The sequence below is a fragment of the Hyalangium versicolor genome (genome assembly GCF_020103695.1).
GTDB classification, from domain to species: Bacteria; Myxococcota; Myxococcia; order Myxococcales; family Myxococcaceae; genus Hyalangium; species Hyalangium versicolor.
Genome location: NZ_JAHXBF010000048.1, coordinates 39,637 through 58,936, shown reverse-complemented (window position 1 = coordinate 58,936; position 19,300 = coordinate 39,637). Strand labels below are relative to the sequence as shown.

The window sequence follows — 19,300 nt, the reverse complement described above, 5'->3', positions numbered from 1 at the left end:
ATCCTGGCCCTGGATCGGATCGGACCAACACTCCTGGAGTGGGTGGACGCGTGCTGAATGTGAGCCAGAAGGCCCTGCAGCAGCTCGCCGCCCTCTTGCTGGAGCGGGCCGGTCTGAAGATCACACCGGATGGTTTCCACAGCCTCCGGCTGGCGCTGTCCACGCGCATGCCCGCCGTGGGCGTCACCGATCCCGAAGCCTATGTGCAGCGGCTCCGCGAGGTGGGCGGCGAGCAGGAGCTGCGCGCGCTGCTGCCTCTGGTGACGGTGGGGCACACGGAGTTCTTCCGCGATCCGAAGCAGTTCCGGGCCCTGGAGCGATTCATCCTCCCGCAGCTGCTGGCGAAGGCGCGGCGGGACATGCGCAAGGTCTTCATCTGGTCCGCCGGGTGCGCCACGGGCGAGGAGCCCTACAGCGTAGCCATGGTCATGTCGGAGCTGGGGGCGCTGCCCATGGAGGTGGACGTCTGGGCCACGGACCTGAATCTGGCGGCGGTGGATGCCGCGCGGCAGGGGCGCTTCTCGGTCCGGCGGGCGGGAAACATCGCTTCGGATCGGCTCGAGCGCTTCTTCAAGCCGGTGGAGGATGGCCTGGAGGTCCAGCCCGCGGTCCGCGAGTATGTGCGCTTCGAGGGGTTGAACCTCGCCGCGCCCTCGTTCGAGGGAGTGGTGGCGCCCGGCTCGCTGGATCTGATCCTCTGCCGCAACGTCATCATCTACTTCGATCTGCCCACCATCCGGGGGCTGATGGATCGCTTCCTGGCCGCGCTGCGTCCGGGAGGTCTGCTCTTCCTGGGGTACTCGGAGAGCCTCTTCAAGGTCTATGACCGCTTCGAGATGATCGAGGTGGATGGGGCGTTCGTGTACCGGCGGCCCCTGGCGGACCCGAAGGCCCGGCCGACCTATCCGCCCATTCCGCAGCCGTCGACGACTCCGGCGGGCGGGACTGCCATTCCGCTCACGACGCCTGTGCCGTTGCCGAACTCCGGACTGCCCCCGGCCACGATGGCTCGCCCGCGTCCGCCGGAGAACACCACGAGCTCGGGAGGCCCCAAGCCTGTTCCGGCTCCCACCGATTCGCTGGCCTCCGTTCGCGATCGGCTGGCGGCCAACGCGAAGCAGAGTCCCAGCTTCGAGTTCAAGAGCCCTACGGAGCCCCGGCGTCCCGCGCGTCTGACGCTGGAGATGCCTCCTGTCGGCTCGGCCGAGCCTCGGGTATTGCGCGCCACCGAGGTGCCCGGGGGCGCGAAGGCGCTGCCTCCCGCCGAGCGGCTGAACCTGGCGATGCGGAAGATGATGCAGAGCGACTTCCCCGCGGCGATCCGGGACGTGGAGAAGCTGCTGGTGGATGAGCCGGGCCATCTGGATGGCCTGCTGACGCTGGGCAACCTCTACTCGCTCACCGGCCGCATCAATGATGCGCGCGACGCCTTCGCGCAGGCGTTGGCGCGGGAGCCACTCTGCGTGGAGGCGCGAGTCTTCGGCGGTGTGGCGGCGCTCCAGGCGGGGCAACTGGCCGAGGCGCGCTCCGAGCTGAGCAAGGCGCTCTTCCTGGAGCCCACGCTGGCCATCGGCCACTACCTGCTGGCGCAGGTGCAGGAGCGCACGAAGGATCGCGAGGGCGCGCGGCGCAGCTACCGCAACGCCATCGCTCAACTGCGTTTCCCCCAGCGGCCGCTGGCGGGGCACTACCCGGACATTCCGGACTCACCGGAGGCGATTGCCCGGGTGGCGCGCTACGCGCTCGCGGCGCTGGAGGAGAATGGACACTAGCTGTCCATCGTGCCCTTGATGTCGGCCAGGCTCTTGCTCGGGTCGAGCACGGAGCCGAACTTCTTCTGCAGGTAGGACTTGGCCTGGCCGCGCAGCAGCATGCCCGGGTCGGTGCCCTCGCCGGAGATGGCCTTGTCGGTGATGACGAAGCTGGCATCGAGGTTGATGCCCATCACCTTGCCGTTGAGCTTCGCACCATCGCCGGACCAGTCCGACTTCACGCCGTACTTGGTGCCCCAGTACTGAAGGAGTTGCTCGACGCGCTTCCTCGCCTCGTCCTTCGGCAGGGTGTGGGAGACCTCGAACTTCATCGTGCCCATACTGGCTCCTGAATCACGGTGTCTGTACCGCCGGTTTAGTGATGAAGAGGCGGGAAGGGAACCGCTGAGTTGCTTCCAGAAGCGCGGAAGTCAACAGCGCGGCTACTTTTTCGGATTCCGGCGGCGAGGGAGCTTCACCGGAGCATCCCCGGGCCGGGCCCATCGCGCCAGGTAGGGGCCCAGGTCGAACTTCTCGGCCGTCCGGAGCGAGCTCATCGGTCGCACCTTGCCCAGCACCTTGCGCTCCTGGAAGGGGCGATCGTGCAGTCCGAGCACCCACATGAAGTTGGCCACGCTGGCCGGATCCCGCCCGTCCAGGGCATAGCGATCGTTGAGGTGCGCCATGCGCTGGAGCGCCTCGGAGGGAGTGGGGCTCCACTCGAGGATCTTCTTGCCCCAGAGCATGCGCAGGTAGTTGTGGATGCGGCCTCGCTCGCGCAGCTCGCGCTGGGAGGCGTTCCAAAGCCCATCCCCCGTGCGAGCCGCGTCCAGATCCTCCAGGGAATAGAGGTGCTCGCGCTTGTCCTTGCGGTGCGTCTCCAGCGAGTCGCGGGCCCAGCGGGGCAGGGACGTCACGGAGAGTTGATGGGGCACTGTCGTGTGGAGGCAGTAGTTGAAGGCCAGCTCGCGCCGCACGAGCAGTTCCTCCAGGAAGGATTGCACGGCCGGGTTCTTCTCGCCTCCGGCCTTCAGCACGAGCCGCGCGGCCTCGCCGGGGAACAGGTGGCCCCAGTGGAAGTAGGGGGACAGGCCGGACTGCTGATCCTTGCCGGGATCGTTGCGCTCGGTGTCGTAGCCCTCCAGGCGCGTCTCGATGAACGCCTTGAGCGCCTTCAGCGCTGCCTTCCGTCCACCGCGAACCTCCGCGACGGGAGGCACCGAGTGGTCGATCGCGAACGTATCAAGCTTCTTGCGCAGGGTCTTGGCGTCCGAGAGGGCGAAGTCCGGAGAGAGCTTCTTCGCGGCGGTGGTGGCCTTCAGGGGGCGTACGCGGTACTCGCGGCCCAGGTACTCCGGCCACAGCTTCCGCAGCTTGGGGCGTAAGGTATACGCGCCGATCTGGGGCTCGGTGATGCGCTGCATGGGCACCACGCACGAGGCGTCCACGGCGAACAGCGGCACGTCCAGTGCCTTGGCAGCGCCGCGCAGGTGGCCGGGGATGATGAAGGCTGGGAAGAGATCCGAGACGATGGCCGCCGCTCGTCGGCCCAGCTCCGCCAGTCGGGGCTTGTGCTCCCGGGGGTTGCGAGGCAGCTCGAGCCAGTAGGGCAGGCCTCGCCGGGAGTATGCGGCAGGCAACTCCGCCATGCCCTCCAGGGCGAAGGCGTGCAGCCGGTCCGATGCATGCGGGTAGTCCGGACGCAGTGCCTGGTAGACGGCGACGGGCAGCTTCAAGTGATTGCCGAGGGCGATGGCCGCATCGAGCGCGGGGTTCTCGTCCACGCGATGGTTCACCATGCACCAATAGAGGATGAAGTCGCGCCCGGAGACGAGGGGTACGTCATTCACCACGAGGACCCGGGCGGAGTCGACGCCCAGCTCGGACCAGGAAAAGCCAGGAGGCATGTTGGCCCTCCGATGCGCGAGGGCTCCGTGCGTCGCGGCACCTCGGGCGCCTCGCATCCGGGCCGCCCTGGAAGTGCGAGCCCCTGACCTGGGGGGTGGGATGACTTCCTGCCGATTCCAGGGGGCTGATAGAGCAAAAAACGGTGCAAGCTTGCCTCGATTGCGTTCTTCTACACGGCCAAGAGGCCGGAGTTTGAGGAGTGCTTGCGTGCCACACCTGAGAACCTGGAGCTTTCTCGCCGTCGCTGTCATCGCCGTCCTGATGCCGGGGGCTGCCCGGGCGCAGTCAGAGCCGCCCCCGCCTCCGCCACCCGCCACCCAGTACTATCCACCTCCGGGGGAGCCCCAGACGGCTCCGCCTGCCCCCGCGCCCACGGATCCACAGCAGGCAGTGCCGCCTCCCTCTTCTTCGGGAACTTCCGCGGGGGCCCAGCAGCAGACCACGACGATCCAGGCCACGCCGGATTCTCAAATGCAGGAGCCGCCCCCGGCTCGCACCAATGATGCTCCGCTGGCGCCTCCCGATCCCGAGTCACTGCGCACGAGGGCTCAGCCGCCGCTGACAGAGGGGTATGTGCCCCAGGCCAATGCGGTGCCTCCGCCCCCACCGAATGATGGAACGATCCTGGATGGCCGGCCTCGGCAGGGTCCCTTCCTGTCAGGCCCGGGCAGCCTGACCTTCGTGCTCCACCACACGATCCTGGGCGCCATGGGAGGCCTGTTCACCCAAGGCTTCGCGCAGGAGTTCAAGATCGACCGGGACTCGCGTGAGGCCATGCTCGCCGGCACGCTCATCGGCGCGGGCCTGGGCTTCGGCGCTTCCGCGTGGTGGCAGTTCAACAACTGGGTGGATCGGCCGCTGAGCTACTTCGCCATCAGCAACTCCCTCGTCGGCGGCATGTTCCTGGGCGGTTTCATGGATCTGCTCGCGGATGACCGAGATGTGTTGGCCTGGTCCTCCTTCGTCGGAGCAGAGCTGGGCGCGTGGCTCACCGCGGTCGTTGGCGGCGGACAGTTGCCGATGAACCACGGTCTGCTCGTCTCCTCGGGAGCCGCGTGGGGGCTCGCCTCCAGCGCGCTGCTGCTGGCCATCATCCACTTCTCGGGGACCGAGATCCGCGGGAAGACCTGGGCCGATACCTTGCTGATAGCCCCCGGCATCGGCGCGGGAGCCCTGGCCATCGCCACGATGCGCTACAACCCGACGTCCGGGCAGATCCTCCGAGCCGATATCTTCGGCTCGGGCGTCGGCGCCGCCGTGCTGCTCCTGTCGGGCCTGGTGCTCGGGGGCTTCGATCAGCCCACGCCCTACGTGCTGTCCTTCCTGGCCTCGGCGGGAGCCATCACCACCGTGAGTCTGCTGTGGGAGGAGAGCGCGGATCGCACGGCCGTCCCATCGGGCGGTGGGAGCTACCGCTCGAAGAAGGCCTACAAGGGCTACTGGTAGGCGCTCGGCAGGAGAGCGGACGAGCGGCCGTGGTGGCAGGGAGGGAAGGGCGACCCCACCTTCTCCCTGTATGGCGCGAGTCCTCCCGTTTCCTGCTCTCCTATCCACCCTGGGGACCCATCTCGAAGCGGACGGGTCCTCCTCGCGAGGGGTTCCTCAACCCTTGCACGTCCGGCCGCTGCTCGAGGCCCCCAACCCGGATGCCGAGCTGGGACGGTGGCGGGCCTCTGGCGCTGTCCTGAGAGATCCCCGCCCCGCGCTCTATGTCGTGGAGCTGCATGGCCCCGCTGGGAAGTTGAGCGGGCCTCCGGTTCGTTTCCTCCTGTGCTCGCTGAGCCCGGACGCCGCGCTGCCGCTCGAGCATGATCCCTACCGCCCCCGATCCTGGTGCGCGGAGCCCGCGGTCACCCTGGCCGCGGACGATCACGGAGTGCTGAGGGGCTTGCTGGCCGAAGCGGCCGAGCGGGCGGCGGTTGTATGGCAGGGGGCGTTCCGGGGCTCGCGCGTGGTGCTGCGACGCGTCGAGCCTTCGGCGCTGTCCAAGCGGATCCAGGCTGTGCTGGATGAGGCGCCTATGCGTCCGCTGGCGGCGCTCGATGAGCAGCACCCGACACTGGCGGCGGTGGTTCCCCTCTCGGATCCGGGGCTCCAACTCGAGCCGATCCACCGGGCTCTCAAGGGCGTGGACACGTTCAAGGAGGACACGTTCCTGACCCTCGTGGCGGCGTACGCGCGCGTCTATGATGTCGACGAGCCGCTGACGACGCCTCGAGGCCTGGCCGCCGCGCGCGAGCGGCTGGCCACGCTCATCTCCGGACACCACGCGGTGCTGTTGGTGATGCCGCAGGGGCGCGGGAAGATCCTCCGTTTCCGGCAGGGGTTGGATCTGGCGCACTTGAAGGCGGCCCCGCGCAACCCCACGCTCCGGAGTTTGGATCTGGCGCTCCTGAACGCGCTGGTGCTGCGGACGGTGCTGGGCATCCAGGATCCGGAGGCTGCTGGGCATCCCCAGGTGTTCCCGGTGCGGGAGATGGAGGATCTGGTGCAGGGCGTCGAGTCGGGGCTCTACCAGGCAGGCTTTGCCCTCAACCCTCCGCCGGTCTGGGAGGTGCGGGCCGTGATGGAGGCGGCCGCGACCCTGCCATCGCGAACACTGCGAGTGGAGCCGCTGCCGCCCGCGGGCCTCCTGTTCCTGGATCCCGAGGCTTAGTTTTACAAGGTGCGGCTCCCGTCTTCTCGATCCCTGCTGGAATGGCCTCGGCACATTCAGCTGGAGCTGCGCCCTGGTGCGGGGGAGACGCTGGATGCCATCTGCGGCGGTGAGGTGCAGGTGCTGCAGCGGAGGCTGGGATACCGCTTCACATTGGATCCGATCCTGCTGGCGCACTTCGCGGTGTACGAGGGCGGAGCGCACCGGGGCCGGTTGATGGATCTGGGGACGGGCAGCGGCATCATCCCGTTGGTGCTCGCGAAGCGGCTGGGGCGCAAGGACATCACGGCGTTGGAGCTACAGCCGGGGCTGTACTCGCTGGCGGAGCGCAACGTGTACCTCAACCGGTGCGAGCAGCAGGTGACGCTGGTGCAGGGGGATCTGCGCCACGTGGGGCAACTGTTCCCCGCGGGGAGCTTCAGCCACGTGCTGTGCAATCCGCCGTACCGCGCGTGCACTTCAGGGCGGAGCAGCCTGACGGTGGAGAAGGCGATCGCGCGGCACGAGGTGGCGTGTTCGCTGCCGGACGTGGCTCGGGCGGCGAGGCATCTGCTGGCGCCTCGGGGAGGCCTGTGCGTGGTGTTCCCGGCGGCGAGGTTCGCGGAGCTGGCGGGGGTGCTCCGAGAGCATCGGCTGGAGCCCAAGACGGCGCGCATGGTGCATCCTCGGGCGGATCGTCCCGCGAAGCTGGTGCTGCTGCACGCGGTGAAAGGCGGGCGCGCGGATCTGACGGTGCTGCCGCCGCTGGTGCTGCACGCGGAAGACGAGCACGCGTTCACCGAAGAGGTGAGCGCGATGGTGGAGTGAGGGCGAGACTCACGGGAAGTGCCTGCGGTACTCCGCCTCCAGGAACTCGGGGGAGAGGGCAGGGGCCGCCAGTTCCTCGGAGGTGACGCACAGCGCTCCGACGATGCTGGCGAGCCGCAGGCATTGCTCCAGGGAGTAGTGCCGGGAGTGGCCGTAGAGGAAGCCCGCGAAGAAGGCGTCGCCCGCGCCATTGGTGTCTCGGATCGTGTAGCCGGGGACGATCGGAGTCTCGAACCAGCGGCCATCCGAGGAAAGGGCCGTGGATCCGTTCCGCCCGTGGGTGCAGACCACGAGCTTCTTCCCCTGTCTCACGAGGTGCTCCATGAACGGCCGATAGTCGCTCATGGAGTCGGAGCTCATGAAGACGCAGTCCGCGGCCTCGACGAAGTCACGGTGGTACTCGTTGCGGCCATCGAAGTCGTGGAGGTCACACCAGAGTTCCTTGCCGGCCCGCTTCACCGCGGGGATCAGCCGGCGCACGTAGTTGTTGATGTTGAGCACCACGTAGTCATGGGCGGGCACGAGCGCTTCGAGCCGGCCCAGATCGACCTGCGGCTCGAAGGTCGCGTAGGCCATGTAGATGGAGATGCGCCCGCCCTCGGAGTCCATGAGGTTCACGTGGCGCTCGGTGCCGCGCGGGTCGATGTCCCGGAGGAAGTGGATGCCCTCCTGATGGAGTCGCTCCTCGATGCGGCGCCCATACGGATCGTCGCCGACGAGGCCGTGCAGGGTGACGTCGAAGCCCAGCTTGCGAAGGTTCAGCGCCTTCCCGGCTCCGGTTGCTCCGATTGTCTCATGGTAGTCGCGGCTGAAGACGGTCTGCGAGCGCGGCTCGGGAAACCGGTCGAGCTGGATCATCGTGTTGAACGCTACTCCTCCGACAACCAGGACTCGCGCCATCTCCGTGCCTCCCGAGGGATCTACCCAGATTGGATGGGATCCTTTGACGCAATACAGTGGGGCCCATCACCTGTGAAGCCGAGATCCTCATGACTGAGAGCAAACACCCGCGCTTCCCCCTGGATGCGAACCTGACGGCCGCCGACCTTCCGAGGTCCGAGCCTGTTCACAGGCTCTTCGAGAAGCAAGCAGAGCGATCACCCCAGTCGATCGCGGTGGAGTCCTCGAAGGGGAGCGTGACCTACGAAGAGCTGTCGAAGCGGGCGCGCGAGCTGGCCGCCATGCTCCGGCGGCAGGGCGTCAGGCAGTTCAGCCGGGTTGGTATCCTCCTCGAGCCATCGATCGAGATGATCATCGCGCTCCTCGGCTGCCTCGAGGTGGGGGCGGCCTACGTCCCACTGGAGCCGCTGCGACCGCTCGACTACACGAAGTTCGTCATCGAGAACTCGGACGTTTCCATCGTCCTCACGTCTTCGTCGTTGGGCGAGCGCCTGCGTGGACTGCCCGTGCGGTGCTTCTCTCCCACGGACTTCGCGCCTGTCCCTTCGTATGAGCGGGAGCCGGAGGCCAGCCTCTCTCCGGATGACGCGGCCTACGTCATCTATACGTCGGGGACGACCGGGAATCCGAAGGGAGTGCTCGTTCCGCACCGGGCGCTGTCGACCTATGCGGCGTGGGCGCGGAAGCTCTACGCGGGGACCGAGGCCGCTGCGTTCCCGCTGTACTCGTCACTGGCGTTCGATCTGACCGTGACGTCGATCTTCGTGCCGCTGATCTCGGGTGGGAAGATTGTCGTGTACCCGGGGGCCTCGGCGGGAGCGGCGTTGATGGAGGCCATCGAGGACAACCGCACGGACATCGTGAAGCTCACGCCGAGCCACCTGTCGCTCCTCGTCACGCGCAAGCATCTAGGCAGCAAGCTCCGGAGGCTCATCGTCGGCGGCGAGAGCCTGGAGACCCGGCTGGCGCTCGAGGCGCTGGAGGCCTTCGGGCCGCAGTTGGAGATCTTCAACGAGTACGGCCCCACGGAGGCGACGGTGGGGTGCATCGCGCACAGGTTCGATCCCCGAGCCGATGTGCAGGACTTCGTCCCCATTGGCCGGCCCGCGGCGAATGCCCAGGCCTACGTGCTGGACGACTACCTGTCGCCCGTAGCCGAGGGCGTGACGGGGGAACTGCACCTGGGAGGAGACTGCCTGGCGCTGGGGTATCTCGGAGACCCAGAGGCCACTCAGGAGCGCTTCATCCCCAGCCCCTTCGTGAAGGGGGAGGTGGTGTACCGGACCGGCGATCTCGCGCGCTGGCTGCCCGGGAACATCCTGCGGTTCGAGGGACGGAATGACAGCCAGATCAAGTTCAACGGGCACCGCGTCGAGCTCGAGGGGATGAAGAGCCTCCTGAACCGGCACCCGGCGGTGCGGGACAGCGTGGTCCTGCTCGGCACCGAGGGAGACTCCAGCGCGCTGATTGCCTATTACGCGGCGGGGCACGCCATCGAGCCATCCGTGCTGCGCAGCTTCATGGGGAAGATGCTGAGCCAGGAGATCATCCCCCAGTATTTCGTCCACGTTCCACATTGGCCGCTTACCCCCAATGGGAAGGTCGACATCCAGGCTCTACCTCGGATTGCGGAGGTGAAAGGACGGATGCGGAGCGCTTCGGCTCCGCCACGGACTTCGACGGAGACGGAGCTCGCGGCGATCTGGCGCAAGTCGCTGGGGCTCGCGGAGATCGGGGTGGACGATGACTTCTTCGAGATCGGGGGCCATTCGCTGTTGGCCAACCAGATGATCCTGCGGATCCGCGAGGTCCTCGGGGTGGATCTGAACATGCGCAGCATCTTCGAGAACCGGACCCTCTCGGCGCTGGCTCGGAGCATCGAGCACACGAGGGCGGGCGCGGAGGTCCGCGTGGCCACGGGTACGAGCACCGAGGGCGAGTCCCTGCCTCGATTCATCTCCGGGAGCGAGACGCTCGGCGACGCGAAGCCCCGGCTCGGAGCGGGCTCGAAGAGGAGCGACGAGGAGAACCTCGTCCTGGCGGAGTCCATGACGACAGTGGACGAGAAGGTCGGCGAGTTCTACAGCCGGTTCCCCTGGCCGTGGAACTCGTCGAAGTTCGATACGCTGCACGATCCCGAGTTCGAGCGGATCATGGTGAGCCAGGAGGTGGGGGACTACGGCCACACGGCGGTGCCTCGGGATGCGTCCATCTGGGTCGCGGGCTGTGGAACCAACCAGGCCTTGCTCACGGCGCTGCTGTTCCCGAAGGCGCGGGTGCTCGGGACAGATCTGTCGACGAAGTCGATCGAGATCTGCGCCGCCAATGCCGCCGAGCTGGGAGTGAAGAACCTCGAGCTCAAGCTGGAGAGCATCAACGACGCGCCGTATGAGGGACAGTTCGACTTCGTCGTGTGTACGGGGGTGATCCACCACACGTACGAGCCGGCGCATGCGCTGGCTCGGTTGTCGCGAGCCCTCAAGCGGGACGGGGTGATGGAGTTGCTCGTCTACAACCGCTTCCACCGGACGATCACGAGCGCCTTCCAGAAGGCGATCCAGGTCATGACGCAGGGGCTCTCGGCGAACGACTACGCGGTGGCGAAGCGGCTGGCGGCGGGGTTCGCGATCGACAACACGATGGCGAGGTTCATCAGCCGGCACCGGGACTGGGAGGAGTCGGACTTCGCGGATCTGCTCATCAACCCGGTGGAGCACAGCTACACGGTGGACTCGCTGGCCGAGATGGCGGCGGGGTGCAACCTGGAGCTGGTGCGTCCCTGCATCAGCCTCTACGCGAAGTATCGCGCCGAGAGCATCTTCTGGGAGATGCCATTCACGGATCCGGACATCCAGCGTGTCTACGACGCCATGCCGGATCTCGATCGGTGGCGGGTGTCGAATCTGCTGATGCACGAGAAGTCACCGATGCTGTGGTTCTACCTGCGGCGGCAGGACGCGGGGGCTCCTCGGAAGACGGAGCAACAGCTGAACGACGAGTTCCTGCGGACGACTTTCGAGCAGGCGGCCACGGCGCAGAAGAGCTACATCCGGGGACAGGATGGGCGCTTCCGGCTCTCCTCGAGGTCGATCGTCCATCCGGCATCGGCCCCGGAGGACTCCGTGAAGGCCATCTACGAGCGCTTCGATCGGAACAGGGTGATGGGTGACGTCTTCGCCGAGCTCGGGATTCCGCCGCTCTTCGGCAACGTCCAGCGTGCTCGCTTGCAGCTCACGACTCCGGCCTTTCCGTACCTCAAGGCCGTATCGTTGCCGTGACCGCAGGCGGATCTTGCGTCAGGGGCGCTCTGCTCGGAGTTCCTGGAGCCAAGGGTGAGGCTTGTCTCCGTCATGGGTCAGGAAATCGAAGCGCCCCGCACGCACCTGCTCCATCAGCGGTTCATCTCGGGCAACGAGGTGAGGTACACCCCATGGGAAGACGGTTCCTGGAAGGCGAGTGGCAGCGTACTCCGGGTCCTCTACCATGAGCTCGAGGTAACGGGAGTAGGTGTCGAAGAAGGAATCGACGCTGGACGCCACGGGTACGCAGGTGAGTACGTCTACAGCCTCGATGTAGATGACGGGCTGGATCCCCTGAGGTGTGGCCAACCTGGGGACCGTAGCGAAGTAGAGGGCGAAACCGGTCTTCCTGCCGAAGATGAGCGAGGAACGGAAAGGCACTGCATCCAGCTCTCTCAACCGCTCGTTCCACGGGACGAGATCCAGCCACTCAGAGCCGGGTTTGTAGAGCGACAGAGGGCCAAACTCGGCTGCACCGAACCGCTGATAAACGGCCGCGAGATGGGGATCGAAGGGCTCTCCGAAGACTGAGTCTCCCGCCTTGGGCGGGGATGCCGGGGGAGGGGGACTTCTTAGAGGAAGAGCATGCTGCTGGCAGACAGCGATGAGCCGATCCAGCCCGGGAAGTGAAGTCGCAGAGTGCATGCGGGGCTTTTCTCAGGGAGCGAGCAATGCCTTGAGACTGGCCACTTCACCGAGTGCCGCTCGCTGAGCGCTGGCAAGAGCAGCGCCATCCGCGGGGTTGTACACCTTGTGGAACCAGCGAGCGTAGTGGTGATTGATGATCTCGACGACCCGAGTCACATCCTCTGGCTTCATTCGTTGCGCGGTTCGGCCCAGAGAGAGCCAGACAGAGTTGACGCTGCGGTGGACGTCCACGTGAAGTCCCACGAGGTTGGCTTTGCCATTGAGGTCCAGCTTCGGGAAGAGGTGGGCATAGCGCATCGGGTAGAGGTGATGTACCTCGTAGGCTCTGAGCCCTTCCTCGCCCAGGAGTTTCGCGAGTTGGGGATTGTACACGCTGAAGTATTCCTCGCGTGCCCAAGCCCAGAGTCTGTTCTTCGCCGTATCGTCCAGCGGCGTCTCCAGAACCTTCTCCATGCGGCCCATGAGGGCTCGGAGTTCCTGCTTCTCTACCTCGGTGAGTGCCTTGAGTCCCTGCGTCTCTGTCTTCATCCACAACCGGACGAGGAGTTCTCGATCTGCAGCGGGTGTTCGTACCAGGAGGTTCCTGAACCAGAGCACCGCACCTCTTCCTCCTCTTGAGAGAAAGGAGATGACGGTCGGGGCTCCTTTACCGACGATCACCCATGCCCCCTTGAGTGCCAGTCCTCCCACGATGCTGTAGGCGATCTGCTCCAGGGTGAAACCTGCCGCCATTACGGCGTATTCGCGCGTCTGCTCCTGGAACTCGTGGATGATGTGCTCGTGAATCGCCCGGTACTCCTGGGAGATGTCTGCCACCTCTGGAGGAGGCGGCAGTGGCTCCAGGACTCGAGCCTCCACGACGCTCCATTGTGGGAATGACTCACCGTATCGATGCTCGCCCCGCAGAGAGATGGACACTGTGCGCTCCCCCAGGCCACGAGTGAATGGAAGCAGGGAAGAGACGATGAGGTGGATCGCGCCCTCGCTCGCGGGCAGCGCAGATCCTGCACCCGATGACTTCAGATCTTTGGGCTCCCAACTCAGGATTCGAGCGTCCTCCATCGATACCTGAGCCAGGAGTGAAGCGTGGCCCCCTCTGGAGACCGACATCAGCCGTACGATGCGACGTGCGACCTCCAGCACTTGCTGGTGCACCTCTTTTGCGCTCCCCCCATGCGCGGAGGGGATCGTTCTGACGTGGAGAGGAGGCTCCTGGCCCCGGGATGCATCGAGGTCGATGTTCCAGCCTGTCTCTTCGCGCTCGAGAACCAAGGTGACTTCGCGAGGTTGGGTACCCAGCAGGGAAGGCAAATCCCGGGAGAGGCGGGGGAGGAATGCACCGCGGCTCGTGGGGACAGACAGTTGCTGACCTTGTTCGGTGCGGCGGAACGACAGGAGCGTCATCGCACCTTGCTGTGACCAGAAGTGGAACTCCCATTCAGAGCCGGTCGTATCTGTCGAGCCTGCCACGCTCCACAAGAGCTCCCACACTCTCTGAGCCTCAATGTCTCGGGCTTGTTCCCACGCTTCGGCGTCGAACTTGCTCCTGGGGGAGATGCTGGACGCGGGTGCGCTATCCGATGATTCATCGGGCATTGCGCCCAATCGAGGTCCGCTGGAGTTCGTCAACGCCCATTGTCCGCTGGGGCGGCTCGTTGCTGATGGTGCGGTACAAGCTGGGAGTAGATAGAGGATCAGTAAGGCGAGTGCTGCGACCCCGAATCGTTTCATCTCCAGCCCTCCGTGGTGATGGCTCTACCACAGGTGAGCCGGGTGCCCCATGGAGGGGGCCAGGCCGTCACAAATTCCGCGAACCCTCGAGGGCTTAGCCTCGACGGTGACGCCCGCGGAAGTGGCGGTCGAGGTGGTTCTCCGCCTGATTCCAGACCTCCTGAGTCCGAGGGGGCAGGGGGCCTCCGTTCTCCGGCTGGTCCTCCTGCATCGCCCGTTGGAGCACGGCGCGGGGTGAACCCGCTCGGGCCGGAGGCAGCAGGGCTTCCACGGCCTGGATGTGCGCGTGCGCCTCGTCCACCACTCGGAGCGCCCCTTCCAGCGACACCTCACCCTCCGCCAGGGCCGTCAGCAGCATGCAGCGGTAGCCGCGGCAGGCCTCGGGGCGCTCGGCGTACACGGTGCAGCACCGGCCTTCCAACGCCGTGCAGTGCTGCTTGAACCCGGGCGACGTCCCATCCGGACGCTTGATCACCGCCAGGCCCAGCCGCTCCATCGGCTCCACCTCGGCGCGGCGCAGCGGGACCGTCGAGAACAGGTTCCCGTCGCAGCACAGCCCGCAGCGCTGGCACAGCGTGGACAGAGACATACAGTCCTCAACCCTCCGGTATCGGCTCCTCATCCTCCGGCTCGGGAGGCTCCGGCTCCGGGGGCAGGGTGAGGGCCCGCTCCTTCACGGCTCGGAGGCTCGCCTTCACAGCATCCATGTTCCTCCCGTCGTACCGCAGCGCGTTCGGATGCCGGAAGTCCTCGTTCCACGGCTGCGCCGGGATGATCACCAGCCCCCTCGGCCGCCAGGTGAGCCAGCGCTCGATGTACTCGGGCCAGTCGTCCACCAGCACCTTCCCGTAGACCAGCCCCTTGTCCATCGTCACCGTCACCTTCACGTCCGGCACGTGCCGCTGGCACCACTGGAGCTTCTCGCTCCACGAGTTCGTCGCCTGCACCGGACCCTTGGTGAGCACGTGGAGTTCGAAGTCCAGCGCGCGCAGCTCCTCCAGCACGTCGAACCCCAGCTTCAGCCGCTCCAGCCCCGCCCACCAGCCGGGTTGCCGCCGGATGAGCTCCACGCGCTCGCGCAGCCAGGGATCCGAGTACTGCTCTCGCATCTTCAGCGGCGGCTCGTGCGGGCTGCGCAACTTCTCCAGATCCCGCGCCATCGCTCCTTCGTAGTCGCAGAGCGTCCCGTCCATGTCGACGAGCGCCACCATCTCCGAGCGCTTCATGGGTTCCCCTCCATTCCCGGCGCGGCCTCCCGGGCCTCCGAAGCTTGCCGCTCGTCCCGGCAGAATGCGAGCCGCTCCCGGAGCACATCGAGCGGCACGGCCAGCTCCATCTTGAATGATGAGCCATCCGGCTGGACCTTCGCGAAGTCCAGCATCTGCGCCATATCCGTGTTGCCGTCCGCCTGCGCCTTGAGGCGAGCCACCGACAGCGCCGCCCCCAGCGACTTGCCCAGATCCTGCACCTTGGAATCGTCCGAGCCCTTGACGTGCGCCACCATCGCCATGTCCGAGCTCGCGTCCATGTGCAGCTCCACCGTGCTCGCCGCCTCCTTCAGACGCTGCGCCAGCTCCGCCTGGTCCGGCGGCAGCATCCGCGCGAGCATCTCCACCGACACCACTCCGTACATCTCTCCGTAGGTGGCATCCTCGGGGATGACGGGCTGCTCATTCGAGCCGCCGCCCTGCACCCGATCGAGCACCTTCTTCACCGCGTCCGGAGAGTCGCCCACCACCAGCATCTGATTATTCCAGGTGCCGACGGCCGAGCTGTTCCGGCCGCGTCGCACGCCTCCGTCTCCCCCGGTCATCAGGACAGCGCCGGGCTCGTACACCCGCGCGCCAGGGCCGTAGTCCAGGGCCACGCGCTCCTGGAGCATGTCCTGGAAGTGCGCCTTGCTGAAGTCCCCGGAGAACACCATCCCCTCGTCCGTGATGACCAGGCGATCCAGATCCTGGAGCGGATCCACGCCGGTGGCCTTGCGGAAGTCCTCCATACTTCGGCCTCCATCACGCAACAGGCAGTCCAGCAGCAGCTCCCCAATGGGTGAGTTGCGCAGCGCATTGGCCTCGATGACCATCGCCGAGTGCCCCGCGCCTCGCGGGAGCGCCGCGAGCACCGGATCCCTCATCCGCGGCTTTTCGCCGGCCACCACTCCCGCGTCCAGCACCGCAGGGACCACCTGGGTCTTCCGCTCGTCGGCCCGCTTCCACTGGCTCCTCTGCATCCGGCTCGGGAAGACGATCTTCTTCGGCTCGGGAGCCGGTTGCTCACCCGAGCCGCTCACCATCAGCCACGCGCCGGCCGCGAGCAGCACCACCGCCAGTGCGAGCCACATGCCACGCCGCCGGTTCATCAGTAGTCCTTTCCGTCGAAGATCCAGAAGCCCACCGCCAGCACGCCCAGTCCAAACACCACCACGCCTCCCACGAGCGCCTGCAGCGAGCTCACCTGCAGTGGCTGCGAGGTGGCCAGATCCGCCCCCGCGTCCGCCAGCGCCGACAGCCGGGGCAGCAACATCGTCACCCCTCGGAAGATCTGCCGGCTCGGGCCCTCCTCGAAGACCCGGGCAATGGAGGTGCGGTAGCCCGCGATGATGCCCGCCACGAAGATGAGGAACCCCGATGCCGCACAGAGCGCCGCACTGCGCACCAGCGTGGCCGTGGTCAGCATCACCGCGTACACCGCCGCGAAGCTGCCGCATGCCAACCCCGCCGCGAACAGCGGGCCCGCCGTCCAGAAGCCCGTCTTCACCCCGAAGATGAGCAGCAGCCCTCCCGCGCCGTAGATCGCTCCGCAGAGCGCCAGCGTCATCACGCCCAGGAACGTGCCCGCCAGCACATGCCAGCGCTGAAGGGGCAGGGCGAGCAGGTGCTCGATGCGGCCCGGAGACAGCAGGCTCGGCGCGAAGTCCGAGCACGCGACGATCCCGAAGAGGATGCCTCCATAGAAGACGACGTACGAGCACGCCTGGAACAGCGGCCGGAGCGCCACGTCCACCGCGCGGATGCTCGTCTGCACCGGCTTGCCGAACAGCCTCGTGGCCGCCAGGGCTCCGTCCAGCACCTCGAGCTTCAGGCTCATCGACAGCACGATCAGGATCAGCGTGATGCCGATCAGGAAGGCCAGGATGAACTTCCGCGACGCCGCCTCGCGCAGCACGTAGCCGGCGATTCCGAAGACGGGCCTCATGCCGCTGCTCCCATGGTGGAGGCCAGCACTGCCTCCAGATCCTGTCCGTCCCGCTTGAGTTCCACCAGCAGCGCCCCTGACGCCCGAGCCTTGTCCAGCGCCGCGTTCAGCGCCGTCGCGTCCGCCGCCTCCACGTGGAAGAGCCCCTCCGGGCCTCCCGCCTGGAAACCCACCGCCGCCAGCGCTCCCGCGTCCGCGCCTGGAGCGAACCTCACCGCCCACCGAGCCCCACCGCGAGACAGTTCCTCCAGCCGGCCTTCCCGCAGCACTCGCCCGTCCGCGAGAATGGCCACGCGATCACACACGCGCTCCGTTTCTGCCAACAGGTGCGAGTTGAGGAACAGTGTGGTGCCGCGCCGCACCTCCTCCTGGAGGATGGTGCGCACCTCCACACGGCCCAGCGGATCGATTCCGTCCGTGGGCTCGTCCAGCACCAGCAGGGCAGGGGACCCGAGCAGCGCCGCCGCCAGTCCCAGCCGCTGGCGCATGCCCTTCGAGTACCCCCCGATCTTCCGGCGCGCCGCGGGCGCGATCCCCACCCGCTCCAGCAGGGCCAGGTTCGCCGCCGCATCCGGTCGATGCCCCTTGAGCTTCGCCACGGTGTGGAGAAAAGCCACGGCAGTCCACGCGTTGGGCAGATGCAGGCGCTCGGGCAGGTAGCCAATCCTCGCGCGGATGCGGGGATCCTCCGGAGAGCCCCCCAGCACCTTCACCGTCCCCCCTGTCGGCTGGACGATTCCGAGGATGGCCTTGATGAACGTCGTCTTCCCCGCGCCGTTGGGGCCAATGAGGCCGAAGGCACTTCCCTCGGGCACGGTGAGATCCACGCCCCGCAGGGCATCTGTCCCCGTCCGCCGGAAGGCGCGCCGGTAGGTCTTGCGGAGCCCGCTGACTTCAATCGCTGACACAGTGCCACTCTAGACGATGAGGCCCGGCGCCGATTGCCCTCCGGTAGAACGGTCAGCCGAGCGGGCCCGTTGTGGCCTGCTTGCGTCGCGGCCTTTCCGCACCTGGGAACCTTGCTTCGCGGCCCGTGGGTTCATTCCAGGAGAGGAAGCTCCACTTTTCGCGGCTTTTCCCCACGCTGACTGCTGGTCCGTCTCCTGCATATGGGGCGGGGCACAGGAGGAGTGAACGCAATGTCGTGGACCGAGATCGTCAAGCAGGAACTGGTGCAGGCCCGTCGTGAGCTGACAGCGGCCGAGGAGGGGTTGAAGGACGGGACTCCCGCGGCGCATGGGCGCTACGTACGAGCCTTCCACGAGGCAGAGCTGGCCGAGCAGCGCGCCAGCCGGGCCTCCCAGCACGCCCAGCGCCACACCTGGCACTGAGGGTGCCACCGCCTGCCTGTCCGCTGGACCGGTAGGGGGCTCGGGTTCACTTTGAGGGCTGAAGGAGAGGCCACTGGCGGTTTATAAGTGCGTCGCCATGGCCTTCCCCACGCACCGTCCTCGCCGCCTGCGCCGCTCCCCTGTCCTCCGGGACATGGTCCGGGAGACGACGCTGGCTCCCTCTGACTTCATCTATCCGCTCTTCGTCGTGGAAGGCCGGGACGTGCGCCGTCCCATCTCCTCGATGCCCGGCATCTTCAACCTCTCCATCGAGCACGCGGTGGCCGAGGCCAAGCAGGCCAAGGCGCTCGGGGTGCCCTCCGTCATCCTCTTCGGCATTCCGGACCACAAGGACGCCCGCGGCACCCAGGGCTATGCGCGAGACGGCATCGTCCAGCGCGCCATCCGCTCCATCAAGGACGCCGTCCCAGAGCTGCAGATCATCGCGGACGTGTGCCTGTGCGAGTACACCGATCACGGCCACTGCGGCGTCCTCGAGGGCGGGCACGTGGCCAATGACGCCACCCTGCCGCTGCTCGCCCAGATGGCCGTCACCTGCGCCCAGGCCGGCGCGGACATCATCGCTCCCTCGGACATGATGGATGGCCGGGTCACCGCCATCCGCAAGGCCCTGGACGAGTCCCGGCTGGTGGACACGCCCATCCTCTCCTATTCGTCCAAGTACGCCTCCGGCTTCTACGGCCCGTTCCGAGAGGCTGCCCAGAGCGCGCCCCAGTTCGGCGACCGCCGCGGCTACCAGATGGATCCCGGCAATGCCCTCGAGGCGCTCCGGGAGACGGCCCTAGACGTGGAGGAGGGCGCCGACATGCTCATGGTCAAGCCCGCCCTCTCGTACCTGGACATCATCCGCCGGGTGAAGGAGCGCTTCGAGCTGCCCCTGGTCGCCTACAACGTGTCCGGCGAGTACGCCATGGTGAAGGCTGCGGCTCAAAACAACTGGATTGATGGAGATCGCGTGATGATGGAAGTCCTCACCTCCATCAAGCGCGCCGGGGCGGACCTCATCATCACCTACCACGCCCTGGAGGCCTCCAAACTCCTGTAGCCGAGACG

Annotated in this window: 17 protein-coding genes; 8 read left to right on the top strand and 9 right to left on the bottom strand. The window is 66.9% G+C overall.

Annotated elements, in window-relative coordinates; all coding sequences use genetic code 11:
• The first annotated feature begins 50 nt into the window (after positions 1-50).
• Positions 51-1,772: a protein-glutamate O-methyltransferase gene (locus KY501_RS50420; protein WP_224372735.1), complete on the top strand. Its 1,722-nt coding sequence runs from the start codon at positions 51-53 to the stop codon at positions 1,770-1,772.
• Here the strand turns inward: KY501_RS50420 and KY501_RS50415 are convergent.
• Together KY501_RS50415 and KY501_RS50410 are read right to left on the bottom strand one after the other, a co-directional pair.
• Positions 1,769-2,092, bottom strand: a complete 324-nt coding sequence (locus KY501_RS50415) for a polyhydroxyalkanoic acid system family protein (protein WP_224372733.1) — start codon at positions 2,090-2,092, stop codon at positions 1,769-1,771. The genes KY501_RS50420 and KY501_RS50415 overlap by 4 nt on opposite strands.
• 102 nt (positions 2,093-2,194) lie before the next feature.
• Positions 2,195-3,658, bottom strand: coding sequence for a deoxyribodipyrimidine photo-lyase (locus KY501_RS50410; RefSeq protein WP_224372731.1), 1,464 nt, complete (start codon positions 3,656-3,658; stop codon positions 2,195-2,197).
• A gap of 208 nt (positions 3,659-3,866) precedes the next feature.
• Between KY501_RS50410 and KY501_RS50405 the strand changes: the two genes are divergently transcribed.
• The 3 genes from KY501_RS50405 to KY501_RS50395 all read left to right on the top strand — a co-directional run bounded on the left by KY501_RS50405 (position 3,867) and on the right by KY501_RS50395 (position 7,122).
• The gene (locus KY501_RS50405) at positions 3,867-5,105 is read left to right on the top strand and encodes a hypothetical protein (RefSeq protein WP_224372730.1); all 1,239 of its coding nucleotides are present in this window, start codon (positions 3,867-3,869) and stop codon (positions 5,103-5,105) included.
• 70 nt (positions 5,106-5,175) lie between these two features.
• Positions 5,176-6,315, top strand: a complete 1,140-nt coding sequence (locus KY501_RS50400) for a DUF1015 family protein (protein WP_224372728.1) — start codon at positions 5,176-5,178, stop codon at positions 6,313-6,315.
• Positions 6,316-6,324: 9 nt separating this feature from the next.
• Positions 6,325-7,122 (top strand): tRNA1(Val) (adenine(37)-N6)-methyltransferase, encoded by a 798-nt coding sequence (locus KY501_RS50395; protein WP_224372726.1) that lies wholly within the window; start codon positions 6,325-6,327, stop codon positions 7,120-7,122.
• Between the two features lie 9 nt (positions 7,123-7,131).
• Here KY501_RS50395 and KY501_RS50390 read toward each other — a convergent pair whose 3' ends face one another.
• On the bottom strand, positions 7,132-8,022 hold the full coding sequence (locus KY501_RS50390; RefSeq protein WP_224372725.1) for a carbohydrate kinase family protein: 891 nt from the start codon (positions 8,020-8,022) through the stop codon (positions 7,132-7,134).
• 89 nt (positions 8,023-8,111) lie between these two features.
• Here KY501_RS50390 and KY501_RS50385 point away from each other — a divergent pair, with 89 nt between their 5' ends.
• Positions 8,112-11,300, top strand: coding sequence for an amino acid adenylation domain-containing protein (locus tag KY501_RS50385; protein ID WP_224372723.1), 3,189 nt, complete (start codon positions 8,112-8,114; stop codon positions 11,298-11,300).
• A 54-nt stretch (positions 11,301-11,354) separates the two neighbouring features.
• Positions 11,355-11,852 (top strand): hypothetical protein, encoded by a 498-nt coding sequence (locus KY501_RS50380; protein WP_224372721.1) that lies wholly within the window; start codon positions 11,355-11,357, stop codon positions 11,850-11,852.
• 126 nt (positions 11,853-11,978) lie between these two features.
• On the opposite strand, the gene KY501_RS50375 is transcribed toward KY501_RS50380, so the two are convergent.
• The 6 genes from KY501_RS50375 to KY501_RS50350 all read right to left on the bottom strand — a co-directional run bounded on the left by KY501_RS50375 (position 11,979) and on the right by KY501_RS50350 (position 17,803).
• The gene (locus tag KY501_RS50375) at positions 11,979-12,827 is read right to left on the bottom strand and encodes a hypothetical protein (protein ID WP_224372719.1); all 849 of its coding nucleotides are present in this window, start codon (positions 12,825-12,827) and stop codon (positions 11,979-11,981) included.
• 967 nt (positions 12,828-13,794) lie between these two features.
• Positions 13,795-14,289 (bottom strand): YkgJ family cysteine cluster protein, encoded by a 495-nt coding sequence (locus tag KY501_RS50370; protein ID WP_224372718.1) that lies wholly within the window; start codon positions 14,287-14,289, stop codon positions 13,795-13,797.
• 7 nt (positions 14,290-14,296) lie between these two features.
• Positions 14,297-14,926 (bottom strand): 5' nucleotidase, NT5C type, encoded by a 630-nt coding sequence (locus KY501_RS50365; RefSeq protein ID WP_224372716.1) that lies wholly within the window; start codon positions 14,924-14,926, stop codon positions 14,297-14,299.
• Positions 14,923-16,059, bottom strand: a complete 1,137-nt coding sequence (locus KY501_RS50360) for a hypothetical protein (protein WP_224372714.1) — start codon at positions 16,057-16,059, stop codon at positions 14,923-14,925. Before KY501_RS50360 ends, KY501_RS50365 begins: the two co-directional genes overlap by 4 nt.
• A complete protein-coding gene (locus KY501_RS50355) occupies positions 16,059-16,895 on the bottom strand; it encodes a hypothetical protein (RefSeq protein WP_224372712.1) in 837 nt (278 codons plus the stop codon). The genes KY501_RS50360 and KY501_RS50355 overlap by 1 nt, the downstream gene beginning before the upstream one ends.
• Positions 16,892-17,803 (bottom strand): ABC transporter ATP-binding protein, encoded by a 912-nt coding sequence (locus KY501_RS50350; RefSeq protein WP_224372710.1) that lies wholly within the window; start codon positions 17,801-17,803, stop codon positions 16,892-16,894. Before KY501_RS50350 ends, KY501_RS50355 begins: the two co-directional genes overlap by 4 nt.
• Before the next feature lie 231 nt (positions 17,804-18,034).
• Between KY501_RS50350 and KY501_RS50345 the strand changes: the two genes are divergently transcribed.
• Entirely contained in the window at positions 18,035-18,226 is a 192-nt protein-coding gene (locus KY501_RS50345) for a hypothetical protein (RefSeq protein WP_224372709.1), read from the top strand.
• 97 nt (positions 18,227-18,323) lie between these two features.
• Positions 18,324-19,292 carry a porphobilinogen synthase gene (gene hemB, locus KY501_RS50340; RefSeq protein ID WP_224372708.1) on the top strand — a complete coding sequence of 323 codons (969 nt, stop codon included), beginning with the start codon at positions 18,324-18,326 and terminating at the stop codon, positions 19,290-19,292.
• Positions 19,293-19,300: the final 8 nt, after the last annotated feature.